The 14,846-nt window shown below is 67.8% G+C and carries 14 protein-coding genes; 5 read left to right on the top strand and 9 right to left on the bottom strand.

Annotation, left to right across the window (positions count from 1 at the left end):
• Positions 1-59: 59 nt before the first annotated feature.
• A complete protein-coding gene (locus CSW60_RS01955) occupies positions 60-2,795 on the bottom strand; it encodes a ribonuclease E/G (RefSeq protein ID WP_099535668.1) in 2,736 nt (911 codons plus the stop codon).
• Positions 2,719-2,937: a hypothetical protein gene (locus tag CSW60_RS01950; protein WP_099535667.1), complete on the bottom strand. Its 219-nt coding sequence runs from the start codon at positions 2,935-2,937 to the stop codon at positions 2,719-2,721. Before CSW60_RS01950 ends, CSW60_RS01955 begins: the two co-directional genes overlap by 77 nt.
• A gap of 401 nt (positions 2,938-3,338) precedes the next feature.
• Between CSW60_RS01950 and CSW60_RS01945 the strand changes: the two genes are divergently transcribed.
• The 3 genes from CSW60_RS01945 (at position 3,339) to prfB (ending at position 8,224) form a co-directional block, all read left to right on the top strand.
• Complete coding sequence (locus CSW60_RS01945; protein WP_099535666.1) at positions 3,339-4,538, top strand: N-acetylmuramoyl-L-alanine amidase; 1,200 nt, start codon at positions 3,339-3,341, stop codon at positions 4,536-4,538.
• Between the two features lie 126 nt (positions 4,539-4,664).
• The gene (locus tag CSW60_RS01940) at positions 4,665-7,034 is read left to right on the top strand and encodes a penicillin-binding protein 1A (protein WP_201722947.1); all 2,370 of its coding nucleotides are present in this window, start codon (positions 4,665-4,667) and stop codon (positions 7,032-7,034) included.
• Positions 7,035-7,101: 67 nt separating this feature from the next.
• Positions 7,102-8,224 (top strand): peptide chain release factor 2 gene (prfB, locus tag CSW60_RS01935; protein ID WP_099535664.1). Its coding sequence is split into 2 segments (ribosomal slippage): positions 7,102-7,170 and positions 7,172-8,224, totalling 1,122 coding nucleotides; the frame shifts between segments, so codons are not numbered across the junction.
• 3 nt (positions 8,225-8,227) lie between these two features.
• On the opposite strand, the gene CSW60_RS01930 is transcribed toward prfB, so the two are convergent.
• Positions 8,228-8,533: a helix-turn-helix domain-containing protein gene (locus tag CSW60_RS01930; protein ID WP_099535663.1), complete on the bottom strand. Its 306-nt coding sequence runs from the start codon at positions 8,531-8,533 to the stop codon at positions 8,228-8,230.
• 87 nt (positions 8,534-8,620) lie between these two features.
• Between CSW60_RS01930 and CSW60_RS01925 the strand changes: the two genes are divergently transcribed.
• Complete coding sequence (locus tag CSW60_RS01925; RefSeq protein ID WP_099535662.1) at positions 8,621-8,989, top strand: VOC family protein; 369 nt, start codon at positions 8,621-8,623, stop codon at positions 8,987-8,989.
• An 11-nt stretch (positions 8,990-9,000) separates the two neighbouring features.
• Here CSW60_RS01925 and CSW60_RS01920 read toward each other — a convergent pair whose 3' ends face one another.
• The 5 genes from CSW60_RS01920 to CSW60_RS22945 form a co-directional block, all read right to left on the bottom strand.
• Positions 9,001-9,489, bottom strand: a complete 489-nt coding sequence (locus CSW60_RS01920; protein WP_099535661.1) for a polymer-forming cytoskeletal protein — start codon at positions 9,487-9,489, stop codon at positions 9,001-9,003.
• A complete protein-coding gene (locus CSW60_RS01915) occupies positions 9,470-10,621 on the bottom strand; it encodes a peptidoglycan DD-metalloendopeptidase family protein (RefSeq protein WP_099535660.1) in 1,152 nt (383 codons plus the stop codon). Before CSW60_RS01915 ends, CSW60_RS01920 begins: the two co-directional genes overlap by 20 nt.
• A gap of 236 nt (positions 10,622-10,857) precedes the next feature.
• On the bottom strand, positions 10,858-11,319 hold the full coding sequence (locus tag CSW60_RS01910) for a peroxiredoxin (protein ID WP_099535659.1): 462 nt from the start codon (positions 11,317-11,319) through the stop codon (positions 10,858-10,860).
• A gap of 75 nt (positions 11,320-11,394) precedes the next feature.
• Entirely contained in the window at positions 11,395-12,720 is a 1,326-nt protein-coding gene (tyrS, locus tag CSW60_RS01905) for a tyrosine--tRNA ligase (protein ID WP_201722946.1), read from the bottom strand.
• Positions 12,721-12,817: 97 nt separating this feature from the next.
• Positions 12,818-12,868 (bottom strand): hypothetical protein, encoded by a 51-nt coding sequence (locus CSW60_RS22945; protein ID WP_024265744.1) that lies wholly within the window; start codon positions 12,866-12,868, stop codon positions 12,818-12,820.
• A gap of 43 nt (positions 12,869-12,911) precedes the next feature.
• Between CSW60_RS22945 and CSW60_RS01900 the strand changes: the two genes are divergently transcribed.
• A complete protein-coding gene (locus CSW60_RS01900; RefSeq protein WP_201722945.1) occupies positions 12,912-14,015 on the top strand; it encodes an anhydro-N-acetylmuramic acid kinase in 1,104 nt (367 codons plus the stop codon).
• Positions 14,016-14,068: 53 nt separating this feature from the next.
• On the opposite strand, the gene CSW60_RS01895 is transcribed toward CSW60_RS01900, so the two are convergent.
• Positions 14,069-14,719: an alpha/beta hydrolase gene (locus tag CSW60_RS01895; protein ID WP_013079273.1), complete on the bottom strand. Its 651-nt coding sequence runs from the start codon at positions 14,717-14,719 to the stop codon at positions 14,069-14,071.
• Positions 14,720-14,846 lie beyond the last annotated feature (127 nt).

Raw genomic sequence — 14,846 nt, 5'->3', positions numbered from 1 at the left:
GCCCCTGCGACGATTTCGGCCCGCGCCTCGGTCGGAAGCGCGGGCCGTTTTCAGCTCAGCTACCGGCGCCACCAGCCGCGACGCGGCTTTTCGGGCGGGGTGGTGATCTCGGCCGGATCGGGCTCGGCCGGAGCGGCCGGCTCGGCTTCCGTCACGACCTCTGGCGTCACGGCCTGGGGCGCCACGACCTCCGGTTCCGGTTCCGGAGCCGGCGCGGGCGCGGCTGCGACCACCGGCGCGGCTTCCGGCTCGGGCGGAGCGACCGCAGCCGATTCGGTGACGACTTCAGCCACGGCCTCGGCCGCCTCGGCGACCTCGGCGGTCGCTTTCTTGCTGCGCGAGCGGGTGCGCTTGGGCTTCTTCGGCGCTTCCTCGGCTTCCGGCAGCTCGACCCAGACGTCGGCCGGCGGCGCGGAGATCACCGGCGGGGCCAGGATCGGCGCTTCGAACGGCTCGGCCGGTTCGGCGGCGGTCACGACCTCGACGGGCGAGGCGGCTTCGGCCACGGCGGCCTCGGCGACCGGCGCTTCGTCGCGGTTGCGGCGACCGCGGTCACGACCGCGACGGCCGCGTTCGCGAGCGGGGCGCTCCTCACGTTCGGCGCGCTCGGGACGTTCGGTCGGAGCCTCGGCGCGAGCTTCCGGCGCGGGGCGACGGCCTTCGCCGCCATTGCCGCCGACAAGGGCGGCCGGGTCGTGCCAAGTGAAGACGTTCTCGCCAAACGGGACGCGCGGACGGATCCAGACATAGGCGTCGGTCTGACGATCGCCATCCTCGCGACCGCCGCGACGACCGCCGCGGCGACCGCGACGGCGACGACGACGGCGGGCGTCCTCGTCCTCGTCGCCGAACTCGGCGCGGTCGTCGGCGTCTTCCTCGTCGCCTTCGGCTTCGCCGTCGACTTCGACGTCCGTCTCACGGTCGTCGCGACGGCCGCGACGGCGGTCGCGACGGCGGCGGCCCTTGCGGTCGCCACGGTCGTCATCGCGCGCCTGCTTGCGGGCCGAGGCCTCGTCGTCGTCGGTGTCTTCGCGCTCGATGTCTTCCTCGTCCTCGAGGATTTCCTCGTCGTCCTCGGCTTCGTCCTCGTAGGCCGCGTCGTCGAAGTCATCGTCCTCGTCGACATAGGGCGCCGGCGCGACGGCGATACGCTCGCCAAGCTCGGTGCGCTCGATCTCCTGGTCGCCGGCGCGCAGGCTGTCGTCGACCGTCACGGTCACGAACAGGCCGTGCGTCTCCAGCAGGCGCTGCAGGTAGGCGCGCTTTTCGTTCAGGATATAGAGGCCGACCGCGCGCGAGACCTTCAGGATCACGCTGCCCGACCCCTTCAGAGCCTCGGCCTCGACCGCGCGCAGAGCGGCCAGGGCGCTGGACTCGACCGAGCGGACGCGGCCGGTGCCTTCGCAGTGTTCGCACACGTGGGTGGTGCCTTCCAGCACGCCGGTGCGGCGGCGCTGACGGCTGATCTCCATCAGGCCAAAGCCCGAGATCTTGCCCATCTGGATGCGCGCGCGGTCGTCCTTCAGAGCGTCCTTCAGGACCTTCTCGACCGTGCGGTTATTCTTGGCTTCATCCATGTCGATGAAGTCGATGACGATCAGGCCGGCCAGGTCGCGCAGGCGCAGCTGGCGCGCGGCTTCCTCGGCGGCTTCGCAGTTCGTCTTGAGCGCGGTGGCCTCGATGTTGCGCTCGCGCGTGGCCTTGCCCGAGTTGACGTCGATGGCGACCAGGGCCTCGGTCTGGTTGATCACCAGATAGCCGCCGGACTTCAGCGGCACGACCGGCGAATAGATCTGGGCCAGGTGGTCCTCGATCTTGTTCTTGACGAACAGCGGGGTCGGGTCGCGGTAGTTGAAGACCTTCTTGGCCTGGCTCGGCATCAGCATGCGCATGAAGTCACGCGCTTCCTTGTAGCCGGCGTCGCCCTCGACCCAGATGCCGTCCAGGTCCTTGTCGTACATATCGCGGATGGCGCGTTTGACGAGGTCTTCTTCCTCGTAGATCAGCGCCGGCGCGACCGAGTGCAGCGTGTTGTCGCGGATGTTTTCCCACAAACGCAGCAGATATTCGTAGTCGCGCTTGATCTCGGCCTTGGTGCGCTTGGCGCCGGCCGTGCGGACAATCAGGCCCATGCCCTGCGGCACGTCCAGGCTCTGGACGACGCTCTTCAGGCGCTTGCGGTCGGTGACCGCCGTGATCTTGCGGCTGATGCCGCCGCCGCGGGCGGTGTTGGGCATCAGGACGCCGTAGCGGCCGGCTAGCGAGAGGTAGGTGGTCAGGGCCGCCCCCTTGTTGCCGCGCTCTTCCTTGACGACCTGGACCAGCATGATCTGCCGGCGGCGGATCACTTCCTGGATCTTGTACTTGCGCATCAGCCGGCGCTTGCGGCGCGCCAGCTCTTCTTCGACGTCGTCTTCGTCGTCGTCGATCGCGGTGTCTTCGCCGTTGACGTCGTCCTCGTCATCGCCGCCCGTGGCGCGACGCGAGATCGGCGTGTCGTCCTCGTCGTCACCAGAGTCGTCGCGCATCAGCGCTTCGCGGTCGGCGACGGGGATCTGGTAGTAGTCCGGGTGGATTTCGTTGAACGCCAGGAAGCCGTGACGATTGCCGCCGTACTCGACGAACGCAGCCTGCAGGCTGGGTTCGACGCGGGTCACCTTGGCGAGATAGATATTTCCACGAAGCTGTTTGCGGGTCTGGCTCTCGAAATCGAACTCTTCAACCCGGGTTCCGTCCACGACGACCACACGCGTCTCTTCGGCGTGTGCTGCGTCGATCAGCATCTTCTTCGACATTAAGGAAGTCTCCACGGCGCGCGGCGGGCGCGAGGCCCGGTCGCCGATATGAATGAAGGACGCGCGCGTCGCCGACCGTCGCCCCGCCAGCGCGGTTGCGAAGGGTCGGGTGCCAAAGGCGGTCGGGTGCGGCGCAGCCCATTGGGGTTTCGTTTTGTCCCTACCGCGCGAGGCGCGGATTGGATGTTTCGTATGTCGCGCCAGGTGGCGCGGATCGGATGGCGCGTCGTCGCCAGGAGGCGTTTGAGCCCGACGCGGGCCCCGCGATACGGCGTCTCGGTAGGCGTCTTGCCCCCACGGTCTGCCGGATCTCGAACCATGTAGTCTGCTGACCCGGCGACGGAAGGGGTTCAGGACCTCTTTCGAAACCAGAGCAGCCCGCACGCAGTCGTGACGATCACGGAACTTCGCACGCGGCGCGACTGTAGCCACATTGGCGCGGAAAAGAAAAGCTTTCCACGTCGATCAGGACTTAACCCTTTGGCTACCCCCTCGGGCCGATATTGACGATCGGTTCACCAAATCCGGCTAACGCGGGCGGGTATGCGTAAGGTTCTCATCAGTCTGGCCCGTATGGGTTGGTTCAGGGCGGCCCTGATCGTCGGCGGCATGACCGTCGCCGGCGTCGCCGTCGCGACCGCCCAGGGGCCCGCCGCGCCTTCGGGCGTGCAGAAGGTCCGCTTCGGCGGCGACCGGACTGAGACCCGCGTCGTGATCGACCTGGACCGCGCCGCCGCTGGCAAGCTGCTGTCGGACGGCGCCAGCGACCAGCGCCTCGTGCTGGCGCTGCCGAACATCACCATTTCCGGCGACCTGCAGGGCTCCGGCCAAGGTCTGGTCAAGCACTGGCTGATCGACGAGGCCGCCGGCGGCGCCCGTCTGCGCCTGGAACTGGCCGGAAAGGTCGAGGTCCGCCGCCGCTTCCTGCTGCCGCCAGGCGACGGCGCCACCGCCTATCGTTATGTCATCGACCTCAAGGCCGTCGACGGCGGGGCGGCTCCCGCCACGTCCCAGGCCGCGCCGCGCCTCTCGATGGTCAGCGCGCCGATCAAGGCCGCGCCGCTGCGTCTGAAGAAGGTGATCGTCATCGACGCCGGTCACGGCGGCAAGGACTCGGGCGCCCTGGGCGCGAACGCCTTTGAAAAGGACGTCACCCTGGCCACGGCCAAGGCTCTGAAGGCGCGTCTGGAGAAGACCGGCCGCTATCAGGTTGTCCTGACGCGCGAGACCGACACCTTCGTGCCGCTGGAAGGCCGCGTGCAGATCGCTCGTCGCGCCGACGCAGACCTCTTCATCTCGCTGCACGCCGATTCCGGGCCCGACGTCACCACGCGGGGCGCCTCGGTCTACACCCTGTCCGAGAAGGGCGCCGACCGGGTCGGCCTGGTGCTCGACAAGAACGACTGGCTGATGAAGGCCAATCTGCCGGGCCGCGATCGCGCGGTCAGCCAGATCCTGCTCGACCTGTCGCAACGCGCGACCAAGAATCGCTCGGCCACCTTCGCCCAGCTGCTGCTGGCCAATGTCGGCGAGGAGACGGCGCTGCTGCGTCGCAGCCACCGCGACGCCGGCTTCTTCGTGCTGCTGGCGCCGGATGTGCCGGCCGTGCTGCTGGAGATGGGCTTCATCACCAATCCCGAGGATGAGGCGTTCCTGACCAACAAGGCCAGCCGCGCCCGCCTGGTCGATGCTGTCGGCGACTCCATCGAGGCCTATTTCTCGTCGGACGTCCGCAAGTCCTGACCGAAAGGTCCGCTTCCCCTTTCGCGCGCCGCGCTCTAATCACTGGAGCGAACGTTCGCGCCGTGCGCCGGACGATCGAAGTCTAGGTGTGCGGCGGGCGAGGGCGTCCGCCTCGACGGAGGTCGCGTGGATCTGAAACCCAGCGAACGATGGATGGCCATCGCGGGCGTGGCGGTGCTGTCGCTCATCGCCGTCGCGGGATTCGCGATCGCGATCTACGCGGCCTGGCTGTTCCACGACATGCCCGACGCCGGCGAGCTGCAGGACTACCGTCCGCCCACCGCCACGCGCGTCTACGCCTGGGACGGCACCCTGATCGGCGAGTACTCCAAGGAACGCCGGATCTTCATCCCCTACGACCAGATTCCGCCGCAGCTGGCCCAGGCCTTCCTGGCGGCCGAGGATCGCAACTTCTTCACCCATGGCGGCGTCGATGTCGGCGGCCTGTCGCGGGCGATGATCAAGAATGTCGGCAACGCCATCCGCGGCAAGCGGTTGGAGGGCGGCTCGACCATCACCCAGCAGGTCGCCAAGAACGTCCTTCTGACCAGCGACGCCACGGTCGGGCGCAAGTTCAAGGAAGCGATCCTGGCCAGCCGGCTGGAGCAATCACTGACCAAGCAGCAGATCCTCGAGCTCTATCTGAACGAGATCTGGCTGGGCTATCGCTCGTTCGGCGTCGGCGCGGCCGCCTACAACTACTTCGGCAAGTCGCTGCCGGACCTGACCCTGGCCCAGTGCGCCTATCTGGCCTCGCTGCCCAAGGGGCCGGACAACTATCACCCGATCCGCAACAAGGCCAAGGCCATGGCCCGTCGCAACTGGGTGCTGGGCCAGATGGCCGAGCAAGGCTGGATCACGAAGGTTCAAGCCCAGCAGGCCATGGCCGAAGACCTCGTCGTCCAGGCCGCGCCCAAGCGCGCCGCCTATCGCGACGCCGACTACTTCGTCGAGGAAGTTCGCCAGCGCGGCATGGCCACGCTCGGCCCCCGCCTGAACGAGGGTGGCTACTACATGCGCACCACGCTCGATCCGCGGCTGCAGACCGCCGCGCGCGCGTCGCTGATGGACGGCCTGGAACGCTACGACCGTCGCCACGGCTGGCGCGGGGCCTGGGGTCATGTGGAATCCACCGATCTCAACTGGGAAAAGACCGCCCTGGCCAAGCCGATCCCGTCCGAGCGCAGCGCCTGGCGTCCCGCCCTGGTCACCTCGAACGGCGGCCAGGTGCGCCTGGTCAAGGGCGAGGGCGAAGGCCAGATCGTCGGCGAGGACATGACTTGGGCCAAGGCCGGCAAGGGCCTGAAGGCCGGCGACCTCGTCTTCGTCGAGAAGGCCGCCAGCGGCGGCGGCTACCGCCTGCGCCAGGTGCCGGCGGTCAACGGCGCCCTGGTGGCGATGGAGCCCTATACCGGCCGGATCGTGGCCCTGGTCGGCGGCTACAGCTATTCGCTCTCGAACTTCAACCGCGCCACCCAGGCCCAGCGCCAACCCGGCTCGTCGTTCAAGCCTTTCGTCTACGCCACGGCCCTGGAGAACGGCTATACGCCGGCCAGCGTGGTGGTCGACGCGCCGATCACCCTGAAGGGCGCCAACGGCCAGGACTGGAGCCCGGAGAACTATCACAAGGAGTTCTACGGCGCGCAGCCGCTGCGCAAGGGCCTGGAGCAGTCGATCAACGCCATGACCGTGCGGCTGGCCCAGAGCGTCGGCATGAAGAAGATCGTCGACTTCGCCAAGCGGGCCGGCGTCGTCAAGGACATGGACCCGGTGCTGGCCATGGCGCTGGGGGCGGGGGAGACCACGCCCTTCAAGCTGACCGCCGCCTACGCGCCGTTCGTCAATGGCGGCCGCCGGATCGACCCGCATCTGATCGAGCTGGTCCAGGACCGCGAGGGCAAGGTCATCTTCCGCGCCGACAAGCGCGACTGCGAGCGCTGCAACGCCGGCTTCAATGGCGACGAGAGCCCGCGCTTCGCCGCGCCGGGGGACCAGATCATGGATCCGGTCACGGCCTACCAGATCACCTCGATGCTGCAGGGCGTGGTCCAGCGCGGCACCGCCGCCGCCGTCAGCTCGTTGGGTCGCCCTCTGGCCGGCAAGACCGGCACCACCAACGAGTACCGCAGCGCCTGGTTCGTCGGCTACTCGCCCAACCTGATCGTCGGCGTGTTCTTCGGCTTCGACGACAACCGCTCGCTGGGCGAGGGCGAAACCGGCGCGGCCGGTCCCGTGCCGGTGTTCATGGACTTCATGAAGGTCGCGCTGGAAGGCCAGCCGGTCGTTGACTTCAAGCCGCCGAAGAACGCCAAGTTCGCCCTGGTGCGTGGCGTCCGCGAGGCCTTCCGCCCGGGCACCGAGCCCAAGGTGGAGGTCGCCCCCATCGGCCCGATCCCCTACAACGAGCTGACGCCCGGTTTGCCGCCGGTTCCACAGCCTCAAGCCCAACCGGGCAAGCCGCCGCAAAAGGTCGATCCCTTGAGCGGCCTCTATTGATGTCATTGCGCGCGCGGGCGACGCAGGCTATCTCCCGCGCCCTTCAACACTGTCACGGAGTAACGTGATGCGACCGGATGTCGAGGCCGCCGCGGCCGACATCGAGCAGTCCGTGGGACTGCTCAGGAGGCGTCTTTGACTGGGACGTCGCTCTCCGAAAGCTCGATGAGCTGAACGCCCGGGTCGAGGACCCGACCCTGTGGGACCGTCCGTCCGAGGCGCAAGCCGTCTCGCGCGAGCGCGCCAACCTCGCCGCCAAGGTCGAGGCCGTGCAGTCGATCGAGCGCGACCTGAAGGACGCCGTCGAGTACGCCGAGCTGGCGGACATGGAAGGCGACGAGGAGTCGCTGAACGACGCCCGCGCCCAGCTGAAGGCCCTGAAGGACCGCGCCGGTCGCGCCGAGCTCGAAGCCCTGCTGTCTGGCGAGGCCGACGGCAACGACGCCTATATCGAAATCAATTCCGGCGCCGGCGGCACCGAGTCCTGCGACTGGGCCGGCATCCTGCTGCGCATGTACACCCGCTGGGCCAACGCCCACGGCATGACGACCGAGCTGATCGAAGAGACCGACGGCGACCAGGCCGGCATCAAGTCGGCCACGCTGCTGGTCAAGGGCCCTAACGCCTATGGCTGGCTGAAGACCGAGGCGGGCGTGCACCGCCTGGTGCGCATCAGCCCCTATGACAGCAGCGCCCGTCGCCACACCTCGTTCGCCTCGGCCTGGGTCTATCCGGTCATCGACGACACCATCGAGATCGAGATCAACCCAGCCGACGTGCGCACCGACACCTACCGCGCCTCGGGCGCCGGCGGTCAGCACATCAACAAGACCGACTCGGCCGTGCGCCTGACGCACATCCCGACCGGCATCGCGGTGGCCTGCCAAGCCGGCCGCTCGCAGCACCAGAACCGCGAAGAGGCCTGGAAGATGCTGCGCGCGCGCCTCTACGAGGCCGAGCTGCAAAAGCGCGAAGCCGCTCAACAGGCGCTGGAAGACCAGAAGACCGACATTGGCTGGGGTCACCAGATCCGTAGCTACGTCCTGCAGCCCTACCAGATGGTCAAGGACCTGCGGACCAACGTGGAGACGTCCGACACCCAAGGGGTGCTGGACGGCGACCTCGACGCGTTCATGGGCGCGGCCCTGGCCCAGCGGGTCGGCGCCACGCGCGACGCGACCGAGGCCTAACGCCTAAGGCTCCCGCTGGCGTCGCCAAGGCGTCAGCGGGACATAGGTCGCCGGCTCGGTCGGGCCCTGGCGGCTCACCGAGATCAAACCTCGTCTTTTCAAGGTTTCGACGGCGTTCTGGACAGTCCGTCGCGACTGGCCCGTGCGCTCGGCCAGTTCCGCGTGGCTGAAGCTTGCGCGGCCGTCGGCATGCGCGGCGACGATCGCCAGATAGGCCAGGAAGGCCGACGGCTGATGGTCGTGACCGACCAGATCGGCCATCAGCGTATCCAGCACATAGCGGTCCAGCCTGTAGCTCTGCGCATCCATGGCTATAGCAGTAGTTGCACGTCTTCACCGGCGCAAGGTCGCCGCGCTACGCCCATCTCACCGAAGACCTAGAGGAGAGGGCGGGTCGTGAGCGTGATCAGCAAGGTGAAGTTCGTCGGCGTCCCGGTCAGCGACCAGGATCGGGCCTTGGCGTTCTGGACGGAGAAGGTCGGGCTGCGCGTGGCGACCGACCAGCCGATGGGTGCCCAGCGCTGGATCGAGCTGTCGATTCCCGGCGCGGAGACGGGTCTCGTCCTGTTTACGCCCGAAGGGCACGAGGACCGGATCGGGACCTTCTTCAACGGCTCTCTGGCCTGCGACGACGTCGAGCACGCCTATCGCAAGCTGACCGAGAAGGGCGTCGAGTTCGAAGGTCCGCCGCAGAAGCAACCCTGGGGGACCTTCGCCAAGTTCAAGGATCCGGACGGCAACACCTTCGTGCTGAGCAGCCGCTAGGATCGAAGCGGCTAGCCGACCGTTTCGGCCGCCGCCAGGGCCAGGACTTCTGGTTCCGGCGTCGGCTGGATCGGAGCGGGCGGGCGCTGGAACTTCAGGCTGCGGCCCTGGAAGTAGGCGCCGGACTCCATCGACAGCTGCTCGTGGGTGATGTCGCCATCGACATAGGCCGTGCCGTAGAGGCGGACCTGCTTGGCGGTGATCGTGCCGACGATGCGGCCGCGCACCTCGACGAGGTCGGCCTGGACCGCGCCCTCGACATGGCCGGTCTCGCCGACGCTGAGGCGCGCCACGCGGACATCGCCGCGCAAGATCCCGTCCAACTGCAGCTCGCCTTCGCCCTCGATGGAGCCCTCGATCGTGAGGTCGGCGGAGAGCAGCGAGGCCACTTTCGGCGTCGCGCGACGCGTGGGGTCGGCGGGGTTGCTGGACGGCAGGCTGGCCGGCGCCTCGGCGCGACCGGCGGCCTTGGGGCCCGACTTAGCTTGTTTGCTGAACATACTCACCAGCCCTCAAGAAGCGGTTGGGGTTCTGGGCCTTGCCATTGACCCAGACTTCGTAATGCAGGTGCGGACCGGTCGAGCGGCCGGTCGATCCCATCGCGCCGACGCGCGAGCCGATCGCCACCCGCTGGCCGACGCGGACGCCGATCGAGGACAGGTGCGCATAGCGGGTCTTGAAGCCGCCGCCGTGGTCGATCTCGACCGTGTTGCCATAGCCGGCGCGGACGCCGGTGAACGACACGACGCCGGGCGCTGTGGCCATGATCGGCGTGCGCATGGCGCCGGGGAAGTCGAGGCCCGAGTGGAAGGCCGGGCGGTGCGTGAACGGATCGAAGCGGACGCCATAGCTGGACGACAGCGCCGGATTGTCGGTCGGCCTGTAAAAGGGCAGCTTCTTCACCGCCGCGCCCAGGCTGCGCATGTCCGACATGTCGTTGGCGGCGTGCTGGATGCGGCTGGCGAACTCCTCGTCGACGTCGAGGACGGCGGCGAGGGCGCGGGGATCCTTGGCCTCGATCAGCGGGCCGCCCAGCGAGACGCCGCGGCCGGTGAACGAGCTGGCGTCGAGACCCGCCATCCGCATGGCCAGGCGCAGGCGCTCGGCGCGGCTCTTGGCGAAGCCTTCGGCGGCGTCGATCAGGCGCTCCTGGTCCATACGCGTGGCCTGGATGCGCTCGACGGGGCTGGCGGCCAGCAGGCGCGGCTTGGCGACCTTCAGCGCGTCGGCGGCGCCGGGCACGCCTCGGAAGTCGGAGACCAGCAAGGCGAGGGCGGCGTGACGCTTCTCGACCGAGGTCGCCAGCTCATCCAGAGAGCCATTGGTGGCGGAGAGCTGGGCCACGGCGCTGTTCAAACGCGCCTGGCGGTCGGCGTTCAGGCGCTCGTAATAGGCCTTCTGCTTGATCACCTGCTGGTCGGTCGAGCTGACCGACAGAGCGTTGATCAGCATGGCGGCGGTGCAGACCCCCATCCACAGGGCGCCGGCGCCGACGCAGGCCGCGCCGATCAGCTGTTTATTCGTGGACAGAACATAGCCGCGCATCTCGCCGCCGGAGCGGACGTAGACATGCCGTTCTGGGAACAGAGCTTCGAGAGATTGCCGCAGCCGCCTAAAGCGCTTGATCGCCATCGTCCCAGGAAACCCCCCGTTTCAGGTCCGGGGGATATGGAACGATAAAACGCTAACGTGCAAGACTCTTCGCGCCGCTAAACGGCGTGACTCGCGAAAAGTAATTTTGCGCTCAGATCCTTAACGTTTCCTGATCGGTCCGACTACGCGTTAACCGGATTGGGGATTCAGAAACGCCACAGGTTGCGGCAAACATACAACACGCGCGGGGCGCAAGCGTTCCCCAACTGTCGGACTTACTTAATGGCCTTGGCGGCGTTCATGACCGCTTTGATGTGGCCGGGCACCTTGACCTTGCGCCAGACCTCGCGGACGACGCCTTCGCGGTCGATCAGGAAGGTCGAGCGGTCGATGCCCATGTACTTGCGGCCGTACATGCTTTTCTCGACCCAGGCGCCGTAGGCCTCGACCACATCGCCCATCGGGTCGGCGGCCAGCTCGATGGTCAGGTCGTGCTTGGCGCGGAACTTGGCGTGCGAGGCGACGCTGTCCTTGGAGACGCCGATGATCACGGCGCCCAGCTTCTGGAACTCTTCGACTTCCGACGAGAACTGCAGCGCCTCGGAGGTGCAGCCGGCCGTGTCGTCCTTCGGATAGAAATAGAGGACGATGTTCTTGCCTTTCAGCGCCGACAGGCTGACGCGACCGGTGTCGGTCGGGAGGTCGAAATCAGGGGCCTTGTCGCCGGGTTGCAGCATCGGTCTCTTCCTCGATCACTCAAAACAGGTGAGCGGCCCGGACGGGCCGGTCAAGTCCGTCCGGGCATACGATAACTAAACGGGCTTCACCAACACGATCTTCTTCTTGCCGGCGGCCAGCTTGACCACGCCCTCGACGAGATCGGCGGCGGTGATCGTCCGGTTGGCGTCGGCCTCGGCCTTGTCGTTGACCTTCAGACCGCCGCCCTGGGCTAGGCGACGGGCCTCGCCGCGCGAACCGGCCAGGCCCGCGTCGGCGAACAGGGCCGCCAGTACGATGCCCGCTTCCAGGTCGGCCGCCGGCACCTCGAAGGTCGGCAGGTCGGCCGACAGCGCGCCTTGCTCGAAAGCCTTCTCGGCGGCGTCGCGAGCCTTGCGGGCCTCTTCCTCGCCGTGGGCCATGCGGGTGGCCTCGTCGGCCAGCACCTTCTTGGCCTCGTTGATCTGGGCGCCTTCCAGGGCTTCCAGCTCGGCGATCCTGTCCAGCGGCAGGTCGGTGAACAGCTTCAGGAAGCGGCCGACATCGGCGTCCTCGGTGTTGCGCCAGAACTGCCAGTAGTCGTATGGGCTCAGCTGCTCGGCGTTCAGCCACACCGCGCCGGCCGCCGTCTTGCCCATCTTGGCGCCCGAGGCGGTGGCCAAGAGCGGCGTCGTCAGGCCAAAGGCGCTCTTCTGATCGACGCGGCGGGTCAGCTCGACGCCGTTCAGGATGTTGCCCCACTGGTCCGAACCGCCCATCTGCAGCACGCAGCCGTGAGCGCGGTTCAGCTCCAGGAAGTCCACCGCCTGCATCAGCATGTAGTTGAACTCGAGGAATGTCATCGGCTGCTCGCGCTCCAGGCGCAGCTTGACCGAGTCGAAGGCCAGCATCCGGTTGACGGTGAAGTGGACGCCGTATTCGCGCAGGAACTGGACGTAGCCGAACTTCGACAGCCAGGCGTCATTGTCGACCATGATGGCGTCGGTCGGGCCGTCGCCGAAGGTCAGGAACTTGGCGAAGACCTGCTTGATGCCGGCGATATTGGCTTGGATGTCGGCGTCCGACAGCAGCTTGCGGCTCTCGTCCTTGCCGGTCGGATCGCCGACCTTGGTCGTGCCGCCGCCCATCAGGACGATCGGCTTGTGGCCGGCCTGCTGCAGGCGGCGCAGCAGCATGATCTGGATAAGGCTGCCCACGTGCAGGGACGGCGCGGTGGCGTCGAAACCGATGTAGGCGGTGACGATCCCGCCAGCCGCCGCCGCATCCAGCTCCTCCGGATGGGTGATCTGGTGGATATAGCCGCGCGCCTCCAGGGTTCGCAGGAACTCTGACTTGAAGGACGACGCGGCGGACATGGATCGACTCTCTATTTGACTTGGCGGGCCGTCTAGCACGGCTTGGTCGGTGTGTGAGGGGTTCATTTCGGACTCCGGGAAGGATGCCGGAGCGCATGATCGACTAGCAAGAAAGCGACCCCGGCGAGGCGGGGGCTAAGCGACGTGTCTGGTCGGCCTCCCGCTATGGCAGCGGGCGGTAATAGGGACGGGCCAGGACGAAAGCGTCGATCATGGGGCCTAGCTACCGTTTCGCGGGCGTGGCAGTCAACGATCCCATGAAAATCCTGGGATTCATGACCGGCACCTCGCTGGACGCGGTCGACATGGCGGTGCTGGAGACGGACGGCCACGACATCCAAGCCTTTGGCCCCGCCGGCGAGCGCAAGCTGCGCGAGGAGACCCGCGACCTGCTGCTGGTCGCCACCGAGGTCGCCCGCGGCTGGCCGCGCGACAAGCCCGCGCCTGACATCTTCGCCGAGGCCGCCCAGGCCGTCGCCGACGAACACCTCCACGCGGCGGAAAGCTTTCTGGCCGAGCACGGCCTGTCCTGGAGCGCTTTCGACCTGTTGGGCGTGCACGGCCAGACCGTGCTGCACGAGCGCCCGACGCCCGAGCGGATCGGTCGGACGGTCCAGTTGCTGGACGCGGAGCGCCTCGCCAAGGCCTGCGGCCGCCCGGTGGCCTTCGACTTCCGCACCGCCGACGTCGCGGCGGGCGGGCAGGGCGCGCCGCTGGCGCCGATCTATCACGCCGCCCGCGCCCGGGCCTCGGGCCTAGCCGCGCCAGTGGCGGCGCTGAACATCGGCGGGGTGGCGAACATCACGCTGATCAACGGCGAAGAAGACCTGCTGGCCTTCGACACCGGCCCGGGCAACGGCATGATCGACCTGATGCTGCAGGCGCGGGGCCTGGGGCGCTTCGACGAGAACGGCCGCCTGGCCGCCGCCGGCAAGGTCGACCAGGCGATCCTCGACGCCTTCCTGGCCAGCGACTACTTCGCCGGTCCCGCGCCCAAGTCGCTGGACCGCTACGACTTCCCGCTGGACCTGGTCGAGCCTCTGTCGGCCGAGGACGCCGCCGCCACGCTGGTCGCCTTCACGGCCGAGGCGGTGATCAAGGCCTTCGACCACGGCGCGCGACCCAGCGCCCTGATCGTCTGCGGCGGTGGGCGCCACAACCCGCAGATCATGAAGGCGCTCATCGAGCGCGCCCCCGTGCCGGTCAAGACCGCCGAGGCCTTCGGCTGGCGCGGCGACAGCATCGAGGCCGAAGCCTTCGCCTATCTCGCCGCCCGCGCGGCCAAGGGGTTGCCGATCAGCTTCCCGGGCACCACGGGCGTTCCGGCGCCGATGACCGGCGGGCGAATCGTCGAGCCCTGAAACCAAAAAGGCCTCCCCGGAGGGAGGCCTTTGAAGCGTTCGGACCTGACGTCCTAGATCGGATTTTCCGCCAGGCGCTTGTCGAGATAGTCGCTGACGCTCTTCTCGACGCTGGGCAGGTGCTCGGTCCAGAAGTGGCTGGCCTTGTCGATGACCTCGTAGTCGATCGTGATGCCCTTCTGGGTGCGCAGCTTGGTGACCACGCGCTCCACCTCGACCGGCGGGGTGATGGTGTCGGCCGAGCCCGTCAGGAACAGGCCCGAGGCCGGGCAGGGGGCCAGGAAGCTGAAGTCGTACATGTTGGTCGGCGGCGAGACCGAGATGAAGCCGTCCGTCTCGGGGCGGCGCATCAGGAGCTGCATGCCGATATAGGCGCCGAAGTCGAAGCCGGCGACCCAGGTCTGGCTGGCGGCGGGGTTGGACGTTTGCAGCCAGTCCAGCGCCGTCGCGGCGTCGGCCAGCTCGCCGATGCCGGCGTCGAACTCGCCCTGGCTGCGGCCCACGCCGCGGAAGTTGAAGCGCAGGGTCGCGAAACCACGCTTCATGAACAGGTGGTACAGCTGCACCGAGACCGGATGGTTCATGTGACCGCCGGCCTTGGGGTGCGGGTGCAGGATCAGGGCGATCGGCGCCGTCTCGGTCTTGCCGGGAGAATAGCGACCCTCGATTCGTCCAGACGCGCCGGTCAAAATCACATCAGGCATGTCATCCCCTTCAGCTCGACAGCGGTCCGATTTCCGACGATTGGCCCGCCAGAATACTTGACCACTGCGCTTGGTCTTCCTAAATCGCAGCCAGCAAGCGGACCGACGGCCCGCGCGCGAAGTCGCG

Origin of the sequence: Caulobacter sp. X, assembly GCF_002742635.1 — a bacterium.
In the GTDB taxonomy this organism is placed as follows: domain Bacteria; phylum Pseudomonadota; class Alphaproteobacteria; order Caulobacterales; family Caulobacteraceae; genus Caulobacter.
The sequence above is the reverse complement of the archived record's forward strand: the minus strand, read 5'-3'. Positions and strand labels throughout refer to the sequence as shown.